Source organism: Peribacillus asahii, assembly GCF_003570725.1.
GTDB lineage: Bacteria > Bacillota > Bacilli > Bacillales > DSM-1321 > Peribacillus > Peribacillus asahii.
In genome coordinates this window covers 94,049-113,592 of sequence record NZ_QWVS01000032.1, presented here as the reverse complement: position 1 = coordinate 113,592, position 19,544 = coordinate 94,049, and the positions used below count along the sequence as shown (strand labels likewise).

The 19,544-nt window shown below is 35.5% G+C and carries 16 protein-coding genes; 7 read left to right on the top strand and 9 right to left on the bottom strand.

Annotated features, from left to right (window positions below; all coding sequences use genetic code 11):
* Window positions 1-53 precede the first annotated feature (53 nt).
* Entirely contained in the window at window positions 54-1,778 is a 1,725-nt protein-coding gene (locus D1953_RS15485; RefSeq protein WP_119118081.1) for a methyl-accepting chemotaxis protein, read from the top strand.
* A gap of 41 nt (window positions 1,779-1,819) precedes the next feature.
* On the opposite strand, the gene D1953_RS15480 is transcribed toward D1953_RS15485, so the two are convergent.
* From D1953_RS15480 to D1953_RS15465, 4 genes are read right to left on the bottom strand one after another with little or no spacing between them, the layout of a single operon-like run.
* The gene (locus D1953_RS15480) at window positions 1,820-2,023 is read right to left on the bottom strand and encodes a CLC_0170 family protein (protein ID WP_119118080.1); all 204 of its coding nucleotides are present in this window, start codon (window positions 2,021-2,023) and stop codon (window positions 1,820-1,822) included.
* Window positions 2,024-2,048: 25 nt separating this feature from the next.
* A complete protein-coding gene (locus D1953_RS15475; protein WP_182480639.1) occupies window positions 2,049-3,269 on the bottom strand; it encodes a Ger(x)C family spore germination protein in 1,221 nt (406 codons plus the stop codon).
* On the bottom strand, window positions 3,250-4,359 hold the full coding sequence (locus D1953_RS15470; RefSeq protein ID WP_119118078.1) for a GerAB/ArcD/ProY family transporter: 1,110 nt from the start codon (window positions 4,357-4,359) through the stop codon (window positions 3,250-3,252). Before D1953_RS15470 ends, D1953_RS15475 begins: the two co-directional genes overlap by 20 nt.
* Window positions 4,307-6,007: a spore germination protein gene (locus D1953_RS15465; RefSeq protein ID WP_119118077.1), complete on the bottom strand. Its 1,701-nt coding sequence runs from the start codon at window positions 6,005-6,007 to the stop codon at window positions 4,307-4,309. Before D1953_RS15465 ends, D1953_RS15470 begins: the two co-directional genes overlap by 53 nt.
* Before the next feature lie 676 nt (window positions 6,008-6,683).
* Here D1953_RS15465 and D1953_RS22225 point away from each other — a divergent pair.
* From D1953_RS22225 to D1953_RS15455, 3 genes are read left to right on the top strand one after another with little or no spacing between them, the layout of a single operon-like run.
* Entirely contained in the window at window positions 6,684-7,340 is a 657-nt protein-coding gene (locus tag D1953_RS22225; protein ID WP_425454282.1) for a DUF3231 family protein, read from the top strand.
* Between the two features lie 18 nt (window positions 7,341-7,358).
* Window positions 7,359-7,709, top strand: coding sequence for a DUF3231 family protein (locus D1953_RS22220; RefSeq protein ID WP_425454284.1), 351 nt, complete (start codon window positions 7,359-7,361; stop codon window positions 7,707-7,709).
* Window positions 7,710-7,747: 38 nt separating this feature from the next.
* On the top strand, window positions 7,748-8,221 hold the full coding sequence (locus D1953_RS15455; RefSeq protein ID WP_119118098.1) for a hypothetical protein: 474 nt from the start codon (window positions 7,748-7,750) through the stop codon (window positions 8,219-8,221).
* Window positions 8,222-8,442: 221 nt separating this feature from the next.
* Here D1953_RS15455 and D1953_RS15450 read toward each other — a convergent pair whose 3' ends face one another.
* From D1953_RS15450 to D1953_RS15435, 4 genes are read right to left on the bottom strand one after another with little or no spacing between them, the layout of a single operon-like run.
* Window positions 8,443-9,396, bottom strand: a complete 954-nt coding sequence (locus D1953_RS15450; RefSeq protein WP_182480638.1) for a sugar ABC transporter substrate-binding protein — start codon at window positions 9,394-9,396, stop codon at window positions 8,443-8,445.
* 51 nt (window positions 9,397-9,447) lie between these two features.
* Window positions 9,448-11,493, bottom strand: coding sequence for a PAS domain S-box protein (locus D1953_RS15445; RefSeq protein ID WP_119118075.1), 2,046 nt, complete (start codon window positions 11,491-11,493; stop codon window positions 9,448-9,450).
* Complete coding sequence (locus D1953_RS15440; protein WP_119118074.1) at window positions 11,435-12,292, bottom strand: CheR family methyltransferase; 858 nt, start codon at window positions 12,290-12,292, stop codon at window positions 11,435-11,437. Before D1953_RS15440 ends, D1953_RS15445 begins: the two co-directional genes overlap by 59 nt.
* 10 nt (window positions 12,293-12,302) lie before the next feature.
* The gene (locus D1953_RS15435; RefSeq protein ID WP_119118073.1) at window positions 12,303-15,062 is read right to left on the bottom strand and encodes a response regulator; all 2,760 of its coding nucleotides are present in this window, start codon (window positions 15,060-15,062) and stop codon (window positions 12,303-12,305) included.
* Window positions 15,063-15,599: 537 nt separating this feature from the next.
* Between D1953_RS15435 and D1953_RS15430 the strand changes: the two genes are divergently transcribed.
* Window positions 15,600-15,782: a YolD-like family protein gene (locus D1953_RS15430; protein ID WP_119118072.1), complete on the top strand. Its 183-nt coding sequence runs from the start codon at window positions 15,600-15,602 to the stop codon at window positions 15,780-15,782.
* 688 nt (window positions 15,783-16,470) lie between these two features.
* A complete protein-coding gene (locus tag D1953_RS15425) occupies window positions 16,471-17,316 on the top strand; it encodes a sensor histidine kinase (protein WP_245980176.1) in 846 nt (281 codons plus the stop codon).
* Between the two features lie 96 nt (window positions 17,317-17,412).
* Here D1953_RS15425 and D1953_RS15420 read toward each other — a convergent pair whose 3' ends face one another.
* Window positions 17,413-18,114, bottom strand: coding sequence for a GGDEF domain-containing protein (locus D1953_RS15420; protein ID WP_119118071.1), 702 nt, complete (start codon window positions 18,112-18,114; stop codon window positions 17,413-17,415).
* Between the two features lie 325 nt (window positions 18,115-18,439).
* Between D1953_RS15420 and D1953_RS15415 the strand changes: the two genes are divergently transcribed.
* Window positions 18,440-19,456: a C40 family peptidase gene (locus D1953_RS15415; RefSeq protein ID WP_119118070.1), complete on the top strand. Its 1,017-nt coding sequence runs from the start codon at window positions 18,440-18,442 to the stop codon at window positions 19,454-19,456.
* Window positions 19,457-19,544 lie beyond the last annotated feature (88 nt).

Sequence of the window (19,544 nt, the reverse complement as noted above, 5' to 3'; positions counted from 1 at the left end):
TTTTCATTTAGAAACATCTATAAATAGGGATTATAAGAAGGCGAGGAACAAGGATGAAGAAAAGTATACAACTTAAAATGATTTTCATATTTTCTACCATTGCGCTGTTATCATGCGTGGTGACTGCTTATGTTAGTTATAATTCCTCTGTTAAGTTAGTGAAAGATTTTTTGAGTCAAGTAGCAGTAAGTATTACTAAGCAAGCCGTGAACATAATCGATATAGACAAATATGAACAAGAAATTACATTGGATGCTGGAGAAAACGATTATTACATAGAATTACGTACAGAATTAAATGATTTAAGAGAAAAAACAGGATTAACCTATTTGTTTACGATGTCTCGTCAAAAAACGGAAAATGGTTATGATTATGTTTATATGATAGATGGCATGCCTATAGGCGATGAAAACGCATCACAACTAGGGGATAAAGAAGATCCTAATACCTACCCGAATATAGTAAAAGCTTTTGAAACAGGCAATTTACAAATTCAGATGTCCAATACAAAAGAGTATGGAGGTCTTATTACTACTTACCTTCCGCTCAAGTCTAGTTCTGGTGAAGTAATTGGTATAGTCGGTGCCGATTTAAACGCAGACGAATTCTATACTTCAATTGCTTCTTATCAGAAAAAAATGATTATATTAACACTCATTATTTTATTAGTCAGCATAATTGTCGTTTATCTATTTACCTATTACCTTATTAAACCGTTAAAAAACTTAACCAATCAGGTTTCAAAAGTAGGGGAAGGAGACCTTTCTATTATTCTAGAGACTAAACGAACAGATGAAATTGGTAAATTAACAGCGGCCTTTCAACAAATGATGAATGATTTAAAACAAATTATTCAAGGCATAAACCATAATTCTAGTCAGTTAGTCGATGCCTCTAATGAGCTAGCTCATCATACGAATGAAGTAAAAGAAGGAAATCAACAGATTGCCTTCACAATGAATGAATTATCAGATGGAGCAGATAGACAGGCTAGTTCTGCCAATCAGGTTTCTCAAACGATGCAATACTTTACTGGTCAACTTCAGGAAGCAAGTTATAAAGGGGAGGTATTAAATCAGGCTTCAAATAAGATTATGGGCTTAACAACTAACGGCTCTGACTTAATGAGAGAATCAGAGAAACAAATGGATATGATTCATCAAGAAGTGACGAAATCTATTGAAAAGGTTAAAAAGTTAGATTTGCAATCAAAAGAAATTTCAAAGCTCATTCAAGTTATTCTAGAAATCTCAAACCAAACAAATTTATTAGCATTAAATGCTGCAATTGAAGCAGCAAGAGCTGGAGAACACGGGAAAGGCTTTGCAGTCGTTGCGGAAGAAGTTCGTAAATTAGCGGAACAAGTAGCAGGATCCGTCGAAAATATTGTAAACATTGTTGAAAGTGTTCAAACAGAATCAAATGAAACAGTAGCCGCCTTACAACATAGCTTTACACAAGTTGAAAAAGGAACGGAACAAATTAAAATAACGAGAGAAACATTTAATGAAATTAATACATTTGTATTAAATATGCAAATGCAAATACAAGATATCTCAAGAAATATCCATACTCTTTCTAAGCAAAGTGAAGACATCAATTATTCACTCGAAAATGTCGCTTCAATCGTAGAAGAATCTACCGCAGGAATCGAGCAAACTTCAGCTTCTATTCAGCAATCCTCTAGTGCAATGAATGAGATTGTAAGCAGTTCTGAAGCTGTTGCAAAATTGGCGGAAAAATTAAATGATTCTGTTGATCATTTTAAATTACAGTAAGAGAACAAGCAGCGAACAGTCTATGGTTTGCTGCTTGTTCCCTACCAGACCCAAGTCCGATAAATCCAAGCTGTCAGCGTTAAAATAATGCTTAATGAAAGATGGGTCCAGCCTAGTATGAGCGTAACTTTTCTTTCTTTTTTTAAACCTGCATGTTTATAGGCTTTTACATCTGTCAGCAAAAGCAAAATTCCTGTCACTAACAAAATGATAATCAAATAGTTAATCGAACGGATACCGTCCATAGACATTGCTTCCTTTCATGGCACGTTATTTATCTTTCATGCCGCTGTGACGAATGTAAGTATCTACTTCTACATCATAGGAAAGATTCTCATAAATATTCCCCCAACCTTCTTCTGTTTCAACGTTCTGTTTCCAATATTCAGGAAACTGTGCTCGGAAATACTCGCCAAACCCAAAAATATCAGACTTTGCTTTTTGCGTTTTAGCAATTAAATCACTCAATGATCTTTGCCCAGCATTTGAAAATCCTCTTTCAAGAGCTCGAATATCTTCCTCTTTTTTAATCTTAACATTCGGGCTTTCCTTCTCGGAAACTTTAGCCTCGTAGCGAACCTTCACCAAAACATGAGGCTTACCATTTTTCAAACTTGCTTTTATTCTTGTTTTTCGTTTGACTGCTTGGACTAACGCTATTTCTTTTTTGTTACCGGGAATGTCAGTAAAAATGGGGTACCCGCCCTTTTCTGCACCTATTCCAGCCATAAATGAGCCAATCTCCTGAGGATTTGTCTTCCCCACCATTTTATCTCCGTGAAAGTACGCTAGACCATTAATTTGTATGGTTTTTTTTCCTTTAATGTGAAAATACGGAAGATATCCATCCTGTCCTTCACTCGAGAAAATACTCCAAAATTTACCGATAAAACTTTCGGGAAATTTCCCTAAGTCAACTAAACTGTCAACCATTTCCGCCAAGTAAAGTGAGGGAACACGTTCTAGCTCTGGACTTGCCTCCATATACTTTGAAGCTTTTTCTTTTGACACAACCATGGAAGCTGTTCTTCGAATTTCAGGGTTGCGTCTCAAGTAATCATTAAAACGTTTCACTCCTTCTTTTGCTACTTCCTCACTCAATACAATCAATCTTAAGTGTCCTAAAAATATTTCATCTGCGATTTCTTGTTGAAGATTGTATATGGCATCTTCAATTGTATGCCCAACAACATGCACGACCAATACCGGTTTTTTTTCTCCAGCACCTACTTGTGGTCCCAATGGAATCCGACCAGGTATTGCTATTTGAACAGTAATTTCTATCATATTCTCTTCTGGTATTGATATATCTCCTTTCTCATGACTTACTTCTGCTTCTCGTTCTTCTGCACCTGGGCCCGCTTTATCTATGCCGATTGCTAATACGGTAGCCCTCTGCTCAATTTCTCGACTATCCCAACAACCAGTAAGAAGGGGAAGTAAGCAAATCAAAAGAAATATTCGCTTCGCTCTATACTTGTTTTGACTCACTATGTTTCCTCCTCTTACTTTTTAATACATCAAGAATCAATAAAAACAGTGGATAAAGAATCGTAATACTAAGTCCGATTCTTCCTACGTATCGAATAATTTCATACATTTGAAAAATATCTTCTGGAAGCATAGCTAATATATAGACAAACGGAAGAATAAAGTAAGACAGCATCTTATGATCTTGTAAACGAAAAAACTGCTTAATCGAATAAATCGTCAAATAATAACTCGCAAATATAGTTGTAAATACAGCCGTAACCCATACAGATAAAAAAACAATATCTAAACGTTGTAAAATGTTCCCTGGCAAAGAAGTTGTTCTGGCAAGTTCTAATGTGGGCCAAAAAAGTTGTTTAATTTCTTCCGTACCGAAGACGGCCACAGTTGCAATAACAAGCAGCAAATATAAGCCTCCAGATATAAGAATTGCCCATATACTTGCCTTCATCGCTTTTTTCGGCTGCTTCATAGCTGGAATAATCAATGTCATAATGAATGAACCTTGAAACAAAGCAGCAACGGTTAATGCTCCAAAAAACATCTCCTTAAAATCACTCCCAATGAGAGGACGTAAATAAAGAATATTAGCATTTTTTAAAGAAACAGCCACAACGATTAAAACTGGAGCTAATATAATAGGAACGTAAAAATTATGTATATAGGCAAATACATTTATGTTATTTCGTGCACTAATTGCCGCTAATACAAGCATAACAATGACCGTTACATCTAGCGGTGTTTCGATTAATACACTCGTTGTGACAACCGTACCAAATTCACGTGCAGCGAGAGCTGTTAAAATAGTAAAAAAGATGATAACAAATATACTACAAACTTTCCCCAGCCATTTTCCAAGAATCTCTTCACTGTAAGTAATAATGGTTTTACTAGGATGACGAATACCCAGCTTTGTAATAATAAATAATCCAATTGCTGCTATCCCAATACCGAACAGCGTAACAAGCGGGGCTCCTGTTTCCCCTGCCCTTACAGCAAACAGCGGCAAAGGTAAAACTCCAACCCCTATAATCGTGCTAATTAAGATTGTCGTCGCTTGAAGAGTTGTGATTTCTCTTAGGTCCTCCACTTGTGCCTTCCTCCCGCTGATCGTTTCCGATTTTATTATGCTCTAATGCTTTGTTCCTTTTCTCCCTTAATCTAGCAACATTTTCTTGATGAAGAAAAGTCGGTCTTTTCGGCATCCACCATAGTGGACTTCTAATTACGACATCTTTCATTCCTTGGTAGTTTTCAGGAGAAACCGGGGCCATATACGGAACTCCGAATGATTTTAACGAAAGCATATGATTGAATATAAAAATAACCCCTATAACAACTCCGTACAAACCGAAGATTCCTGCTAATACGATAATGGAAAATCGGAGCATTCTGAGTGCAAAAGCAGCCACATAAGCCGGAGTTGCAAAAGAACCAATGGTTGTTAATGCAATCACCACAACTGTAATCGGACTTGCCAAGCCTGCATTCACCGCTGCTTCACCAATGACAAGCACCCCAACAATCGATAAGGCGCCCCCTACTTGTTTCGGCAATCGAACGGTTGCTTCGCGCAGTACTTCCATAGCTATTTCCATAGCTAATACTTCAACCACAGCGGGGAAAGGAATACCAGCTCGTCCTCCTGCAACAGCAACGGCAAACTCTGTTGGCAGCAGTTCAGGATTAAAAGAAATGAACGAAACGTAAAGGGAGGGAAAAATAAGTGAAAATACGAGTGCCAGCATACGCGAAAGCCTCACAAAGCTCCCCATTAAAAATCTAGTTGAATAGTCTTCCACCGTTTGATAAAACTGGCTGAAAACCACAGGGACCATTAAAGCAAACGGAGAACCGTCCACTAAAATAGCGACTCTTCCTTCTGCTAAGTTAGCGACTGCTTTATCTGGTCTTTCTGTGCTGTGAACTTGCGGGAACGGAGAAAATGGATTATCTTCAATAAATTGTTCCAAGTAGCCTGCATCCATAATGACGTCAATATCAATTTCAGAAAGTCGTTTCTCCACTTCGTTGATGACCTTGTTGTCCGCAATTCCTTTTATATAACAGATAGCAACTTTTGATTTGGTGAGGCGCCCTATCTCCATTTTTTTCACGCAAAAGTCGGGGGTGGGAAGTCGATAACGCAATAAAGCAAGATTAGTGGCAATATTTTCAATAAATCCTTCACGCGGTCCCATAATCACCTGCTCTGTTTCAGGTTGATTAACTGCCCGTTTTTCCAGTTTACGGGTTCCAATATGAATCCCTTCTGCTATGCCCTCAATCGCAATAACGGTTTCCCCGCGTAAAACAAAATCAACTAAACGGTCAAGACAGTCATCGAGCTTAGCTTGACTGTGATAAAGCGTTTCGTTAATAAGGACATCTTTTAAATCATTCAGGACAATTTTTCTTTGTAACAAGTGATTAGGTATATACATTAACGGTTTTAATATATCGTTATTAATTACAGTTTGATCCGTTAAGTCTGAAAAATAAAACATCGCTGCGTGAAATTGACCAAATACCTCAAAATGCTTGATCACAAAATCATTGCTATCTCCAAATATCCCTTTCATAAAATGAACGGTTTCATCAAGAGAACTAGAAATTTTATTTTTAGAGTGTTCTTCTACTACTGAACTGGGAGTCTTTTTGGAGATGATTTGACCATTCTTTTTCTTTTCCTTAAAAAATAAAACCACAATACCACCACCTTTTTTTACTTTGTCCATGTAAAAGTAAATTATTCCTTTATTGGCGTATGATGAAGTTGGTAGCCGCTCTTAATCTACTAAGTTACATTTAAATGCTGCAATAATAATGAATGATTTCTCATTTCAACCGCTCAGCATACACAGACCAGAACTTTAATCAGATAAACGTTAGCGTAAGAGGGAGCATTAAAGATTGGACTTTTTTAGGCATTTTGTTTCATTCGTAGCTATTTATATTTTAGTTATTTCAAATAGTATGAATATTCAATCTCTTGATTTTGCGCATAAAAAAAGTCCCTCATAAGGGATAAAATCCGGGGTTGGTAACCCGCCTAAGTCCACTAAAAAAGGAATATCTTATGGAGAGAATTGTACAAAAAACTTTATAAATTAGCCGTTATTAAGGGCTGCACTGTAGAAACGAATGTATATCTGGCTTCGGAAAATGGAAGGAAGAGCCGTTCCTACACAAACAAATTGTGGTCTTCTCCTAGATTTAATGATAAATAAAGCCGCCTGTAACTAGGTATTGAACTTTTGTCCCTAAACAGACCGACTAATCAAACGGAAAACTGCGGAACTATTTATGCAACACTAATGAAGGAACATTTTTTCTTTAAGCCTCTGTTATATTATATGGTTGATTGTAAAGAATAATTTAAAATGAAATCAAACTGTTTTTTGGAGGCAACTAATGATGACTGAACATCATGCTCGACTAACTTCAGCTGAAATCGCTTCTATTTGGACTGCATACATGAACGATAGTATGACCAAATGTATTTTAGGTTATTTTCTAAAAGATGTAGAGGATCAGGAAATTCGTTCTATTATCCAATTTGCTTATGACCTTTCATCTTCCCATATCGAAAAACTTACCCACTTGTATCAAGAAGAAAAACTACCATTACCGACAGGATTTACAAATGAAGACGTAAATATGGATGCCCCTCACCTATATACTGATTCATTTATGCTGGATTTTATCGGTCATTTCTCTAAATTAAGCTTGGTTACATACAGTGGCTTTGTTTCAATGAGTGCTAGAAAAGATATAAGAGCATATTTTCTGGAATGCCTTACGCAAACATCTAACTTATATGATATGGGTGCGGATGTATCCCTTTCAAAAGGATTGTTTGTTAGACCACCCTATATTGCTTATCCGACTAAATCGGACTTTGTAGACAGCAAAAAATATTTAAGCGGATTAAATCCATTTACTAATAAAAGACCGCTGAATGCAGTAGAAATAGCTTACTTACATATGAATATTAAAAGCAACCTCATAGGATCAAAAATTGCGTTAAGTTTTGCCCAAACATCATCAAGAGAAGAGATTCAAAAATAGACGTTAAGAGGAAAAGATATTTCAAACAAACACATTCAAATCTTTACAAAAGTACTACTAGATAACGATATACAATCACCCATGCCGTCAGACTTAGCTATTACCGATTCAACAACGCCGCCTTTTTCAGATAAATTAATAATGTTTCTTATGTCATTATTAAGTGCAGCTGGTATGGGAAACTATGCAACAGCTGCTGCTGCAAGTCAGCGAAGCGACTTAGCCATGAATTATGAACGTTTATCACTTGAAATCGGTCAATATGCGAAAGATGGTGCTGACATAATGATTAGTAACGAATGGCTCGAACAACCGCCTGGAACGCTGGATAAAGAACAACTTGCAAAAAATAAGAACCAAAATAGTTAAAATTGATTGGTTAGCCAATAGGAAGTGAAGGAATGTCAATGGAAGAACGAATTGAGAAAGTTCTTTGGAGTATTGCATTACCTGGATTTGGACAAATTTTAAACGGAAAGTTTTTCAAAGGACTACTTTTTATCATATTAGAATTTTTAATTAACGTACAATCAAATCTAAACCAAATGATTATTTATAGCTTTCAAGGTGATATTCAATCAGCTATTGAGCAAACTAATTATCAATGGTTGATGTTTTATCCATGTCTTTATATGTTTGCCATATGGGATGCTTATCGAGATGCTGGAGGCGGGAAATCCCCTTATTCTTTTCTCCCATTTGTTTTTAGTGCTTATTTCATGACTGTAGGATTAATCTATTCCTCGAGTTTAAAACTATTTGGGAGTTTATTAGGTCCTCTTTTTTTATCTCTCTTGTCTGTGATTCCTGGTATAGGCGTTGGCTTGTTTATAAAAAGTATATTAGGAATTTTAAAAACGAAAAAACAACTAAAAAGTTAGGATTAATATACTAAAAACCCCATAATTTCACTGAAATATATGAAGTACGAATGGGAATGTTCCTTGACCTTCTTCTTATCCACAACAAAAGAAATATAAGAATCCGATATAATGCCCCAATCTATTTTAGAGATACTCTTTTATGTACATAATTAAAAAGCCTAAATCCTTTGTACTACAAAGAATTTAGGCTTTTTAATATAAATACTCCGCGAGAATCTTCATTCCATCACGCTGTTTAAGAAATCAATTCTCTCCTTCGCATTCCCTTTTGTAATAATATCTACGTCACTATCAAGGAAGTGACTGACCTGTTCCCCTTTTGTTACTTTTAATGCGGTTTGAACACTTATATACCCCATATCATAAGGATTTTGTGCTACTGCACTAGACAATGTTCCTTCTTCTACTAATTTAAGCATCTCAGGAATTCCACTTGCTCCTATAACAGGCATTTGAATTCCCTTTTCCTGAAGCGCCTTTAACACAGGAAGTGCAATATAATCCGTTGAAGCAACTACACCTTTAAGGTCGGGATGCTCTCGTAAAATACTTTCTATTTCCTCGGTAACTACTTTAGGATTATCATCTGGTAATCCTTTTTTTTCTGCCACAATTTCAATCTTCACAGCCTCTAAACTATCTTTAGCTCCTCTTATCCGTTCCCCTTCAACAAGCCGTTGTTTTCCACCAAGAAGAGCCACCTTATCTCCAGGCTGTAGCTGTGAGGCCAGTAATATTCCAGCCTTTTCTCCTAAAGAAAAGTTATTCGTACCGATATAAGCCGTCTTATGTTCCCAAGTATCATCCGCATATATGAATAATACAGGGATGTCCTTTTTTACAAACTTCTCCAATTCTGAATTAATACTATCAGCTGAATAAACCGGAGCGACAATTAATACATCTGGATTTTCTTTAAGAACCCTCTTTAACATCTCTCTCTGAGCTTCAACTGTCTCATCTTTAGGTGCAACCACTTTACCGTCTATGCCAAGGTCTTCAAATCCCTTTTCCGCCCCTGCCTTAATATATTTCCAGTAATCAAGGTCTACATTCTTTAAAACTACCACTACTTCCGGCTTTTCTTCTTCAAATTGTTTATATATAAAAACAATTGCAATCACAGAAATCACCAAAATCGGAAGAAGAAATCGTTTATGCCTATTAAACATGTAATCCCCCTTTCTTCTTCCTAAATGAGAATATGCTCCTGACATAAACATTTATCGATAATTTGCTTTAAATCGGATGGAAAACGTTGTCCCCTTATCTCCTGTTTCGATATCGATCTCTGCTTGATGTCGCTCGGCTACACTATAACAAATGGCTAAGCCTAACCCTGTTCCCTTCTCCTTCGTAGTGAAGAAAGGAGTCCCTATTTTCTCCAATATGTCCGGACTTATGCCGGCTCCCTGATCTTTTATTTCTAAAATGACTGCCTCTTCTTCTGCATACGTTTTTATCGTAAGTTTGCCTCCAGAAGACATAGCATCCAGCCCATTCAAAGCTATATTTAATATAAATTGACGAATTTCCTTTTCATCAATTGATATGTCAGGACATTCACTTAAATCAAGGTCTACTTGTTTACTAGCACGCATTGCTTCTGCTTGAATAAGTGGAAATAGGGCTTTAATAATCGTATTTAAATTTTTCATTTGTTTATCACTAACTTTATTTTTAGCTAAATTTAGAAATTCAGTAATAATAGAGTTAGCTCGATTTAATTCATCCAGCATGAGATCAATGACCTCTTTTGATACCTCTCTGCCCCTTGCTACTTGTAAAAACCCGTAAACTGTAGTCATTGGATTTCGAATTTCGTGAGCAATTCCCGCTGCCATCTCTCCAATTAAATTCAAATGGTCTAATCGAGCCATCTCCTTCTCTAAAAGAACCCTTTCCGTAATATCTGTCAATACAAAAAGAATACAAGGCTCCGGCTCAATATGAATCATTTCTGATGATAGTAATCCGGCACGCATTTCTCCTCTTTTTGTCTTATATTGAATTTTCATGTTACGAATAGGCTGCTCTAAATCGATGGAATGACCGCCCGCTTCTTCAATAAAATCTTGTAAATTAATTTTTTGATTTCGTAACTCCTCATAGCTATAACCAGTGAATGTTACCCAACTTGCATTTACATCCATATAGGTTCCATTTTCTTGTGAAATAATCGCCATTAAGTTAGGGCTGGACTCAAATATTTTCCGAAACCGTTCCTGTGAAACAAAAAGGTCATCCGCAATCTTTTTTCTTTCTTCAATTTCTTGTTGCAGCTTTTCATTAGCTAATAGAAGTTCAATTGTACGTTTTTCTACAATATGTTCAAGATTAGCAAACTGTTGCTTTTTAACTTCCTCTATCTGTTTTCTTTCCGTAACATCACGGATAGCGCAAACGAATATGTGCCTGCCCTCTATTTCAGTCTCTCCAATTTGGATATCTACAGGAAAATCGCTTTTATCTTTACGTAAAGCAACTGATTCGACTACTTTTCCAACCCCTTGTTTAATTAAAGACAAGAAATCCGAAGACTTCTCTCCATTCTTTCCTATCATTTGTAGAAAGAGCTTGGAAACATTCTGTTCTATTAATTCTTCAGGCTGATAGCCAAACATCCTTTTTACAGCAGGATTCACTGATAATATACGCTCTTGATCATCAAAGGTAACAATCGTATCAATTAGCGTTTCACCAATTACTTTCGTTAATGCTTCTGTTCGGCGCAAATCCAAAGTTGTCCGATTTAACCTTTGGTTAACTTCCTTTAGTTCGACTGAACGTTGCCATTCACTCTTACTAATCTCTTCTTCATATTTTTCGTGCATTTCAACAAATTTTTCTATTTTTGATTTTAATATTTCAGGCTGAAATGGCTTAAAAATATAATCAATAGCTCCAACGGAATAACCACGTTCAACATGTTCACGATCTTGACTAATAGCTGTAATAAAAATAATCGGAGTTTGTTTGGTTTTTGCTCTCGCGCGTATTAGCTTAGCTGTTTCAAATCCATTTAATCCAGGCATCTGTACATCTAGTAAAATCACTGCAAACTCTTGTTTTAGCAAACACTTCAACGCTTCTTTCCCTGATGTCGCACAAACTAAGTTATAATTCGGAGATGAGAGTACAGCTTCCAATGCTAGTAGATTTTCAGGATGATCATCTACCATTAATATATTCACTTTTTTGGAAGCAGCATTATTTATATTTACGGTATAGTTTTTCTGTTGAATCGATTTCTTCGTAGCAGTTTCCATGACTTGTAAATCTAATCCCCTCTCTTTTGCCCAACCCGATAAAACCTGATAAACTTAGACTTTCATAAAAAAGTTGATGGACATCATTTTGTAAACTCTTATTAAAATAGATAAGAACATTTCGACAAATAATAATATCAAACTCATTAAATGAAGAATCTGTTACTAAGTTATGCTCTGCAAACATAATATTTTTTTGCAGAAAGGGGTGGAAAACAACTTGTTCACCTACGACCTTATAATATTCTGAAAAAGCTCTTATTCCGCCAGCTTCCATATAATTTTTTGTATATAACTGCATATTCGCTAAAGAAAAAGTACCTTTCTTTGCTTGCTCTAACGTTTTTGGATTAATATCGGTTGCCCAAATCTTAGCTTTTTCATAGATTCCTTCTTCATGTAACAGAATAGCCATTGAGTAAACTTCCTCACCGGTTGAGCAGCCTACATGCCAAATTCGAATATCAGGATAATCTTTTACAAAAGGAACGATATTTTTTCGAAAAGACTGGAAAAATGCCGGATCACGAAACATCTCTGTAACATTTATCGAAAGGTCAGAAAATAATCTCTTCATTATCTCAGGATTACGAAGCAGCTTTTCCTGCAGTGCCGAAACACTTTTCAGATTTTCATTGCGAACGCGATGCAAAATTCTCCTTTGCAGGAAGGACTGTGCATAATTTCTAAAATCATAGCCGTAATAGCGGTAAATGGCTTCTAGAAGTAACTCAATTTCAATTCGCTCTATCTCTTGAACTTGTACTGAACCTTGATCTTGTATGATTGTATTTTTCATTCTTAATTGACTATCCTTCCTTTCTATATAACCATACATGCATAAGCGAGAATAATTGATCTATATCAATCGGCTTACTAATATAATCCGTTGCTCCTGCATCTAAACATTCTTCGCGACTCTGTTTCATAGCCTTCGCCGTCAACGCAATAATTGGTAATGTTTGGTATTTTGGTAGTTGTCTGATTCTGCGCATCGCCTCAAAACCATCCATTTCAGGCATCATAATGTCCATTAACACAATATCGGTATCCGGATTTCCCTGTAACATTTCAATCCCTTCACGACCATTTTCAGCTACAATGATATCCATTTCATATTTTTCAAGTGCGATTGTTAATGCATAAACATTTCGTATATCATCATCCACAATCAGTACTTTTTTATGTTTGAGCGAGGATTTGCCCTCTTCGTTTATACGGCTGCCTTCATCATCTACTTCACTTTTCTCATTCAGTGAATAATCCTCATATTCAAGCCCTGCTGCAGCTTCCTCTATATAGGAGTTTGCCTCTAGTATCTCGCTTGATTGCAGGATTGGTAAATATAGCGTAAAGTTGCTTCCCTTTCCAACTTCACTTGTTAACTCGATAAAGCCGCCTAATACAGAAGCCATTTCACGACTTATGGATAACCCTAAACCTGTCCCGCCATACTTTCGGCTTGTCGTTCCATCAGCCTGTTTAAAGGCATCAAATATCACTCTTTGTTTTTCTGTAGGTACCCCGATGCCCGTATCAATAACCGAGAAGGCCAGCATATACTCTGCTTGAGTACTCACAGGCATTTGTTTCTCAATATATTCCGTCCGTACCTTTCGAACTTGCAGCGATACACTGCCGCTTTCAGTAAATTTAAAAGCATTGGACAGCAGATTTTTTAATATTTGTTTTAGACATTGTTCATCTGTATATAAATAGTTTGATACATTAGGTTCCAATTGAACGTTAAACTGAATATCTTTCTGACTAGCAATAGGTGAAAATTGCTTACTCAAATAATCTTGTACATCGTATAAATCGACTTCCTTAGAAATCACTTCTAATTTACCGGACTCTATTTTGGCCAAATCTAAAATATCATTTATCAAAAGGAGTAAATCATTACCCGAAGTATAGATGGTCCGAGTATATTCCTCTTGTTTCTTTGAAAGATTGCCCTCTTCGTTTTCAGAAAGAATCCGTGCCAAAATGAGTAAACTATTCAGTGGTGTTCTAAGCTCATGAGACATGTTAGCAAGAAACTCCGATTTATATTGTGAGCTAATCTCTAGTTGTTGAGCTTTTTCTTCAAGAGCCTCCCTTACTTTTTCTAACTCTTTTTTCTTCTGCTCGGAGGCGGTATACTGCTCCTCAAGTTTCTCATTTGTCGTCCTTAATTCCTCTTGCTGTAATTGTAATTCTTCAGATTGAACTTGAAGTTCTTCTGTTAAAGCTTGTGATTCTTGCAACAATCGTTCTGCTCTCATATGATTTAACATACTATTGATGGCCATTCCTAACGTACTGTTGATTTCTTCAAGAAGCTTAACTTGACTAGATGTAAAGGCGTGGAAGGAGGCAATTTCGATTACTGCAAGCACCTCTCCTTCAAGTTGCACAGGTAAGATAATAATATTTCTTGGTGAACCTTCTCCTGTACCGGAACGTATGCTTATATAATCTTCTGGTACCTGTGTAAGCAGGATGGCCTGTTTTTCAAGCGCACATTGGCCAACAAGCCCTTCTCCAATATAAAAGCCTTCAGATGCCTTAAACTGATTTGAAAAAGCATACGCTGCTATCCTTTTAAGATACGGCTGAGCTTCATTTTCACTCTTCAAATAGAAAACACCGAAACTCGCATCTACTATAGGAACAAGCTTAGAAATGAATGACTCGCCAAGCATCTGTATATCTTTAGCTTCCGGGTACATCGTTGCTATTTCAGCAATTTTCGTTTTAAGCCAGCCATGTTCTTCAGCTTCCTCTAATAAGTGTTTTTCTAACTTACTATGTGCCTCAAGCTCTGAAACCATTGCGTTAAAAGCAGCTGCGATTGAGCCAATTTCATCATTGGAAACGATTTCAATACGAGGTAAATCATTCCCATTACTATTACCAGCACTGTTCATAACAGTCGTTACCTTATTAAGATTCTTAGTCATACTTCTAATAATCCAAATAATTAGTCCTATTCCTAAGCTCAAGCTGATAGCTAAATAGATATATATCGATGTGACAGCCCAATTATAAGTGTCTCGAGATCGTAAAAGTTCATTCTTCATCTCTTGCTCTTGTAATCCAAGAAGGAGTTGAGCAGTTTGAAGCATTCTGTTCCGAGTAAGTTTAATCTCATCCACCATTACCGCTTGACTATCAACCTTACCATCCATTTTTTGCCAAACCATAACTTGTTGTACCATATCTTGATATGAATCATGCAGTGTTGTATATTGTTCCATTAAATCCAGTGATTTTTCTTGCGTATCCAGTTCTTTAAGTGACTCAATTCCTTGCTTGATCTTCAAATTTGATTCTTCCCAGGCATTCAAGGCTTCTCTGTTGTTTCCATTTTCCGGATCTGCTGTAGCCTCCCTGAACTCTCTTCCAATATTAGCAGTTTCGTATTTTATCTCTGAAGCAATGTCAATTCGTTCATATAGTTCATTCACAACGACGTTCATCTTAACTATAGACTGTTCAAGCATGTTCATTAAAATAACGACGCTAATAGAAATTAATAGTAAAATGAAGCCGATGCTCGCATAGAGCTTTGTTGTAAATTTCATACTTCCTCCCCGCTCCGTTATTTTTTATTCATTACGTTATATGAAAGTGATGCTTACAAATAAGTAATGAGGCCCCAACTTGCATATATATTTTTTTGAACATTTCGATATTTATCGACATATATTTATCTATTTAAAAGAGACTCCCTTCACTTTTCATATTACAAATCAACCTAAAAATGTTATTTCATCACAAATTATATCATATTTTATCAGACTTCATTCATAGCAAATTATTTTTTATATAGGTTCTATTAATTAACGTTGTTGATTTTTGACTCATTGAATTTAGCATAACGGAAAAGCGTGTCAGATTGCGCCCTCACACGCGCAGGATCCAAAAATCATTCCGCCAACTAGATAGGATAATGTCGAAAAATAAAACTGACCTTATATAAAATGAATACATTTATTGCTTATCGCAGATAACACCTTCCAATATCTATAAATATCTTTAACATGTTCTTCATCCTATCTTAAAAGAATTATTCTATAGTGGAATTGTGTAAACCATTACCTATCATAAGGAGGATATAAATGTACCTAAAAAAACTAACAGAAAATAGACCTATTACGATTGATTATTATACAAACGGAGCCCTACAAACCTTCAAAGGGCGTGTTTATAGCCTAAACCTTATTGAGCAAAGACTGTCCCTAAAGGATGAAAAACAAAAGCCTTTTTCCATCCGTTTATCCAGCATCAAACATATTTATTAATTAAATAAAGAACCTCTTAACTTAGACCAAATGGATCTAGGTTTTTTATTTATCTTCAACTAAGGCTTCTACTTATAATGAGTAATAACCGTAATTATCCTTTTATATCAACAACTCTACCTCCTCCAAACGACATACTATTTTGTTACCTGTCAATCATAAATTTTCCCCAAATCATTTAATCATTTATGTTATTACGGTTGAATAGTACCACTTTTTATAACGAGAAAACATTAAACTAGCATATTAAACATATGTTAATTGACTTAAAGTAACCCACAACAAAAGGAGCATATATGAAGGAGTTTTATCCTCAAATGAATAAAAAACTATATTATACGGTAGTACTCATCTGGACAGCTGTAATGATGATGGGTTTGTTATTGGATAATCCACGCCTGGGTGGATTTGATTTAGGTTACATCTTACATAGTATATTCTTGCTATTATTCTATTTGCATGTTTATGGCTTTATCCGAGGTATAAAAATCATAGTTTTAGAATTGTTATTATTATCGCAGCATCCGCTTTCCTGTATACCATTTTCTTTTTATATCCAGAAGCTTGGTCTACCTTTATTTTTCTATGCCTTATTCCTGCGATTTCTATTTTATTTTTTGATTCAAAGCTGTTTCATTTTTCTTTAATCTTAAACACACTCTTAATAATCGGTACATTTAGTTATATTATGCTAATGGATCAAAGCAATCAATTTCTTCATATAAAAGAGTATTTAACAGGCAATGCTATCAACTTTATAGGAAGTCAAGTCATTATCTATCTCATTTATCATGTATCGTACGAACGTATAAAAAAACAGCAATTATATTATGAACAATTACAACATTCAGAACGATTAAAGACAACAGGACAATTAGCAGCGGCTGTTGCACATGAAATTAGAAATCCTTTGACAGTTGTTAAAGGTTTTTTACGGCTCTATAGTGAAAAAGATGGTCCAGTTAATAAGGATATAAGAGGAACGTTTACTTTAATGATTGACGAATTAAATACGGCTGAAGAAGTTATTTCTCAATTTTTAACGATTGCAAAGCCAGATAAAGATAAAGCAATAGAAATCGTAAATATTCATAACGTTCTTCAAAGCGTAACCGATTTACTTAAATCATATGGGCTTTTACGTGATAATAAGATTGATTTACAAGTAGATGAAGATTGCTATATCTGCGCTAACAACATAGAGTATAAACAATTAATGATCAATATCATTAAAAATGCCCTTGAAGCTTCAAAAATTGGGGATTCCGTTATTGTTAAAGCAAAAAGGAAAAAGCAATTCTTAGAAATTAACGTAATTGATTATGGTAACGGAATGTCAGAGGAGGAAATAAAGTCTCTTGGCACTCCTTTTTATTCTTTAAAAAGCAACGGAACAGGATTAGGTTTAATGATTTGCTATCATATAATAGAGAAATATAATGGATGCATTGATTTCCAAAGCTCAAAAGGGCAAGGGACAACCGTTACAATCTACTTTCCCTCGAAAAATTGTGAGCTTATCCAAATTAATTAATTAATTAATAATGAAGAAAAGGAGAGGAGGTGTATTCTTAAAAATAATCCTCCTCTCCTTTTCTTCTATCCGAAGTGCTATATAATAAACGTCCGCTTAATGTTGAGTAGATTCTTCTCTTTTTACTGCTTGCATTTGTTTATAATTCATTTTTACTTCGTACATACTCGAATCTGCTTTAACGATTAACTCTTTTAAATGATTAGCATCTGAGGGATAGCTGGCTTTACCAATCGAAACAGATAAATCACCTTTATGCGGCCAATTTCCCCTTTTCATTTGATCTTTAAAATGATTGATTTTCTTGTTAAGAACGGTTTCATCGGAAAATAAGGAAAGAACAAGGAATTCATCTCCTCCCCACCTCGCAATCATATCTTTTTTATCAAAAGAATCGTTTAAAAGTTTTGATAAAGTCTCTAGCACTTGATCCCCATACTCATGTCCGTAATGATCATTTACTTCTTTAAAATCATTCACATCTAATAGTAATATGGCGATATTTACTTTTTTTAGATCAGCATATGTACGTAATTTAGGGAACTGCTCTAATATATAGCGTCTATTATATAATCCTGTTAGTGCGTCTCTCGTAGATAAATACACATATTTATCATAATGCTTCCCAAGATACCATGCCAAAAGAAGCGGGATAATTGCAGGAAAAGGAAATAGTTCAGGGACTCGTCCGAAGTCTTTCTCTACAATTCCTCTAATGTATAAAAGAACGGCAGCCATGCAGCTTATACTGATAACTCTCCCTCTATACCCTAATGCGCTATCAGCTTTTAGTCTCACTTATGTAGTCTCCCTTCTTAATTATAAGGTTCTGTTATAGGATGTTGGTGGCTTTTGACTTACTCTCGTGAAACAGCGTTTATACTGCAACCAAGAAAGATTATATTAGAAAAGTAGAAAATGGTCTATATGGGCTGAATAGCCCCTGGTTGAAATTTCATACATAAAAACCATTTAAACCCATAATAAAGCCCCTCGTAATGTTCTCGTAATATTTGAAATGTATTTTTATTAAAATTGTCATGTTCTTTTTTTTATTATCTCTCTATAATTAAATTGAAATTGAAATTTAATCTTTATGATTATTCGGGAGGAAGCTTTCTTTATGAAGAAGTTAAAAAAATCTTTTATTGTCGCAGGAACTATTATTGGTACCCTAGTTGCCAGTACTTCTGCTTATGCTGATACATACCAAGTAAAATCAGGTGATACTTTATATAACATTGCTAAAGTACATAATACAACTGTTCAACAATTAAAAACTAAAAACAATTTAACTAGTGATCTTATTAAACCTGGACAAGTTTTACAGATTAATGACTCTACTAGTAATAGTAATACAAGTACAACCTCGACAAAAAACCACGTGGTTAAACTAGGAGATACACTAACTAGCATTGCTGCACGGTATAATACATCTACGAGTAAGTTACTTGCGCTAAACCCTAATATCTCCAACCCAAACCGTATCTATGTTGGTCAATCCATTCGTGTATCTGGACAAGCCTCTGCGACTACAGCGACTGTAAGCAGCAGTTCAAGTACTACGTATAAAGTTAAATCAGGCGATACTCTCTCTAAAATCGCTAGAACACATAATACAACCGTTAAAGCTTTACTTTCTTTAAACCCAAGCATTTCAAATGCAAATGCCATTCGTGTTGGTCAATCTATTAAGCTTTCCGGAACAGCTTCATCAGCAGTAGCTAAAACACAGTCTACTTCAACTGCTACAACGGCTGCAGCTGAAGCAAATCAAGTACTAGCGGCTGGTGCAAAATATTTAGGAGCGAAGTATGTATACGGTGCCAGCACCTCACGTACAGATGCTTTCGATTGTTCTTCATTCACATGGAGAGCATTCCAAGCTGTAGGTGTTACCTTACCTCGAACTTCATCAGCTCAAGCTCAAGTTGGAACACCTGTATCAAAAAGCACCTTACAAAAAGGAGATTTAGTATTTTTTGATACCAACTATGATGGTGTCATTAACCATGTAGGAATTTATGCCGGAAACGGACAAATGCTGAATGCTTCTACATCTAAAGGTGTATCTTATGCGAACATTAATAGTTCTTACTGGGAACCTCGTTTTGTAAAAGCTGTTCGTGTTCTTAAATAAAAACAGCATATACTCATTAACACCTCCCTTTTTATTTGAAGGGAGGCTTTTTTATATAGGTATTTTCTTCATTTATTTCTAGATTCCT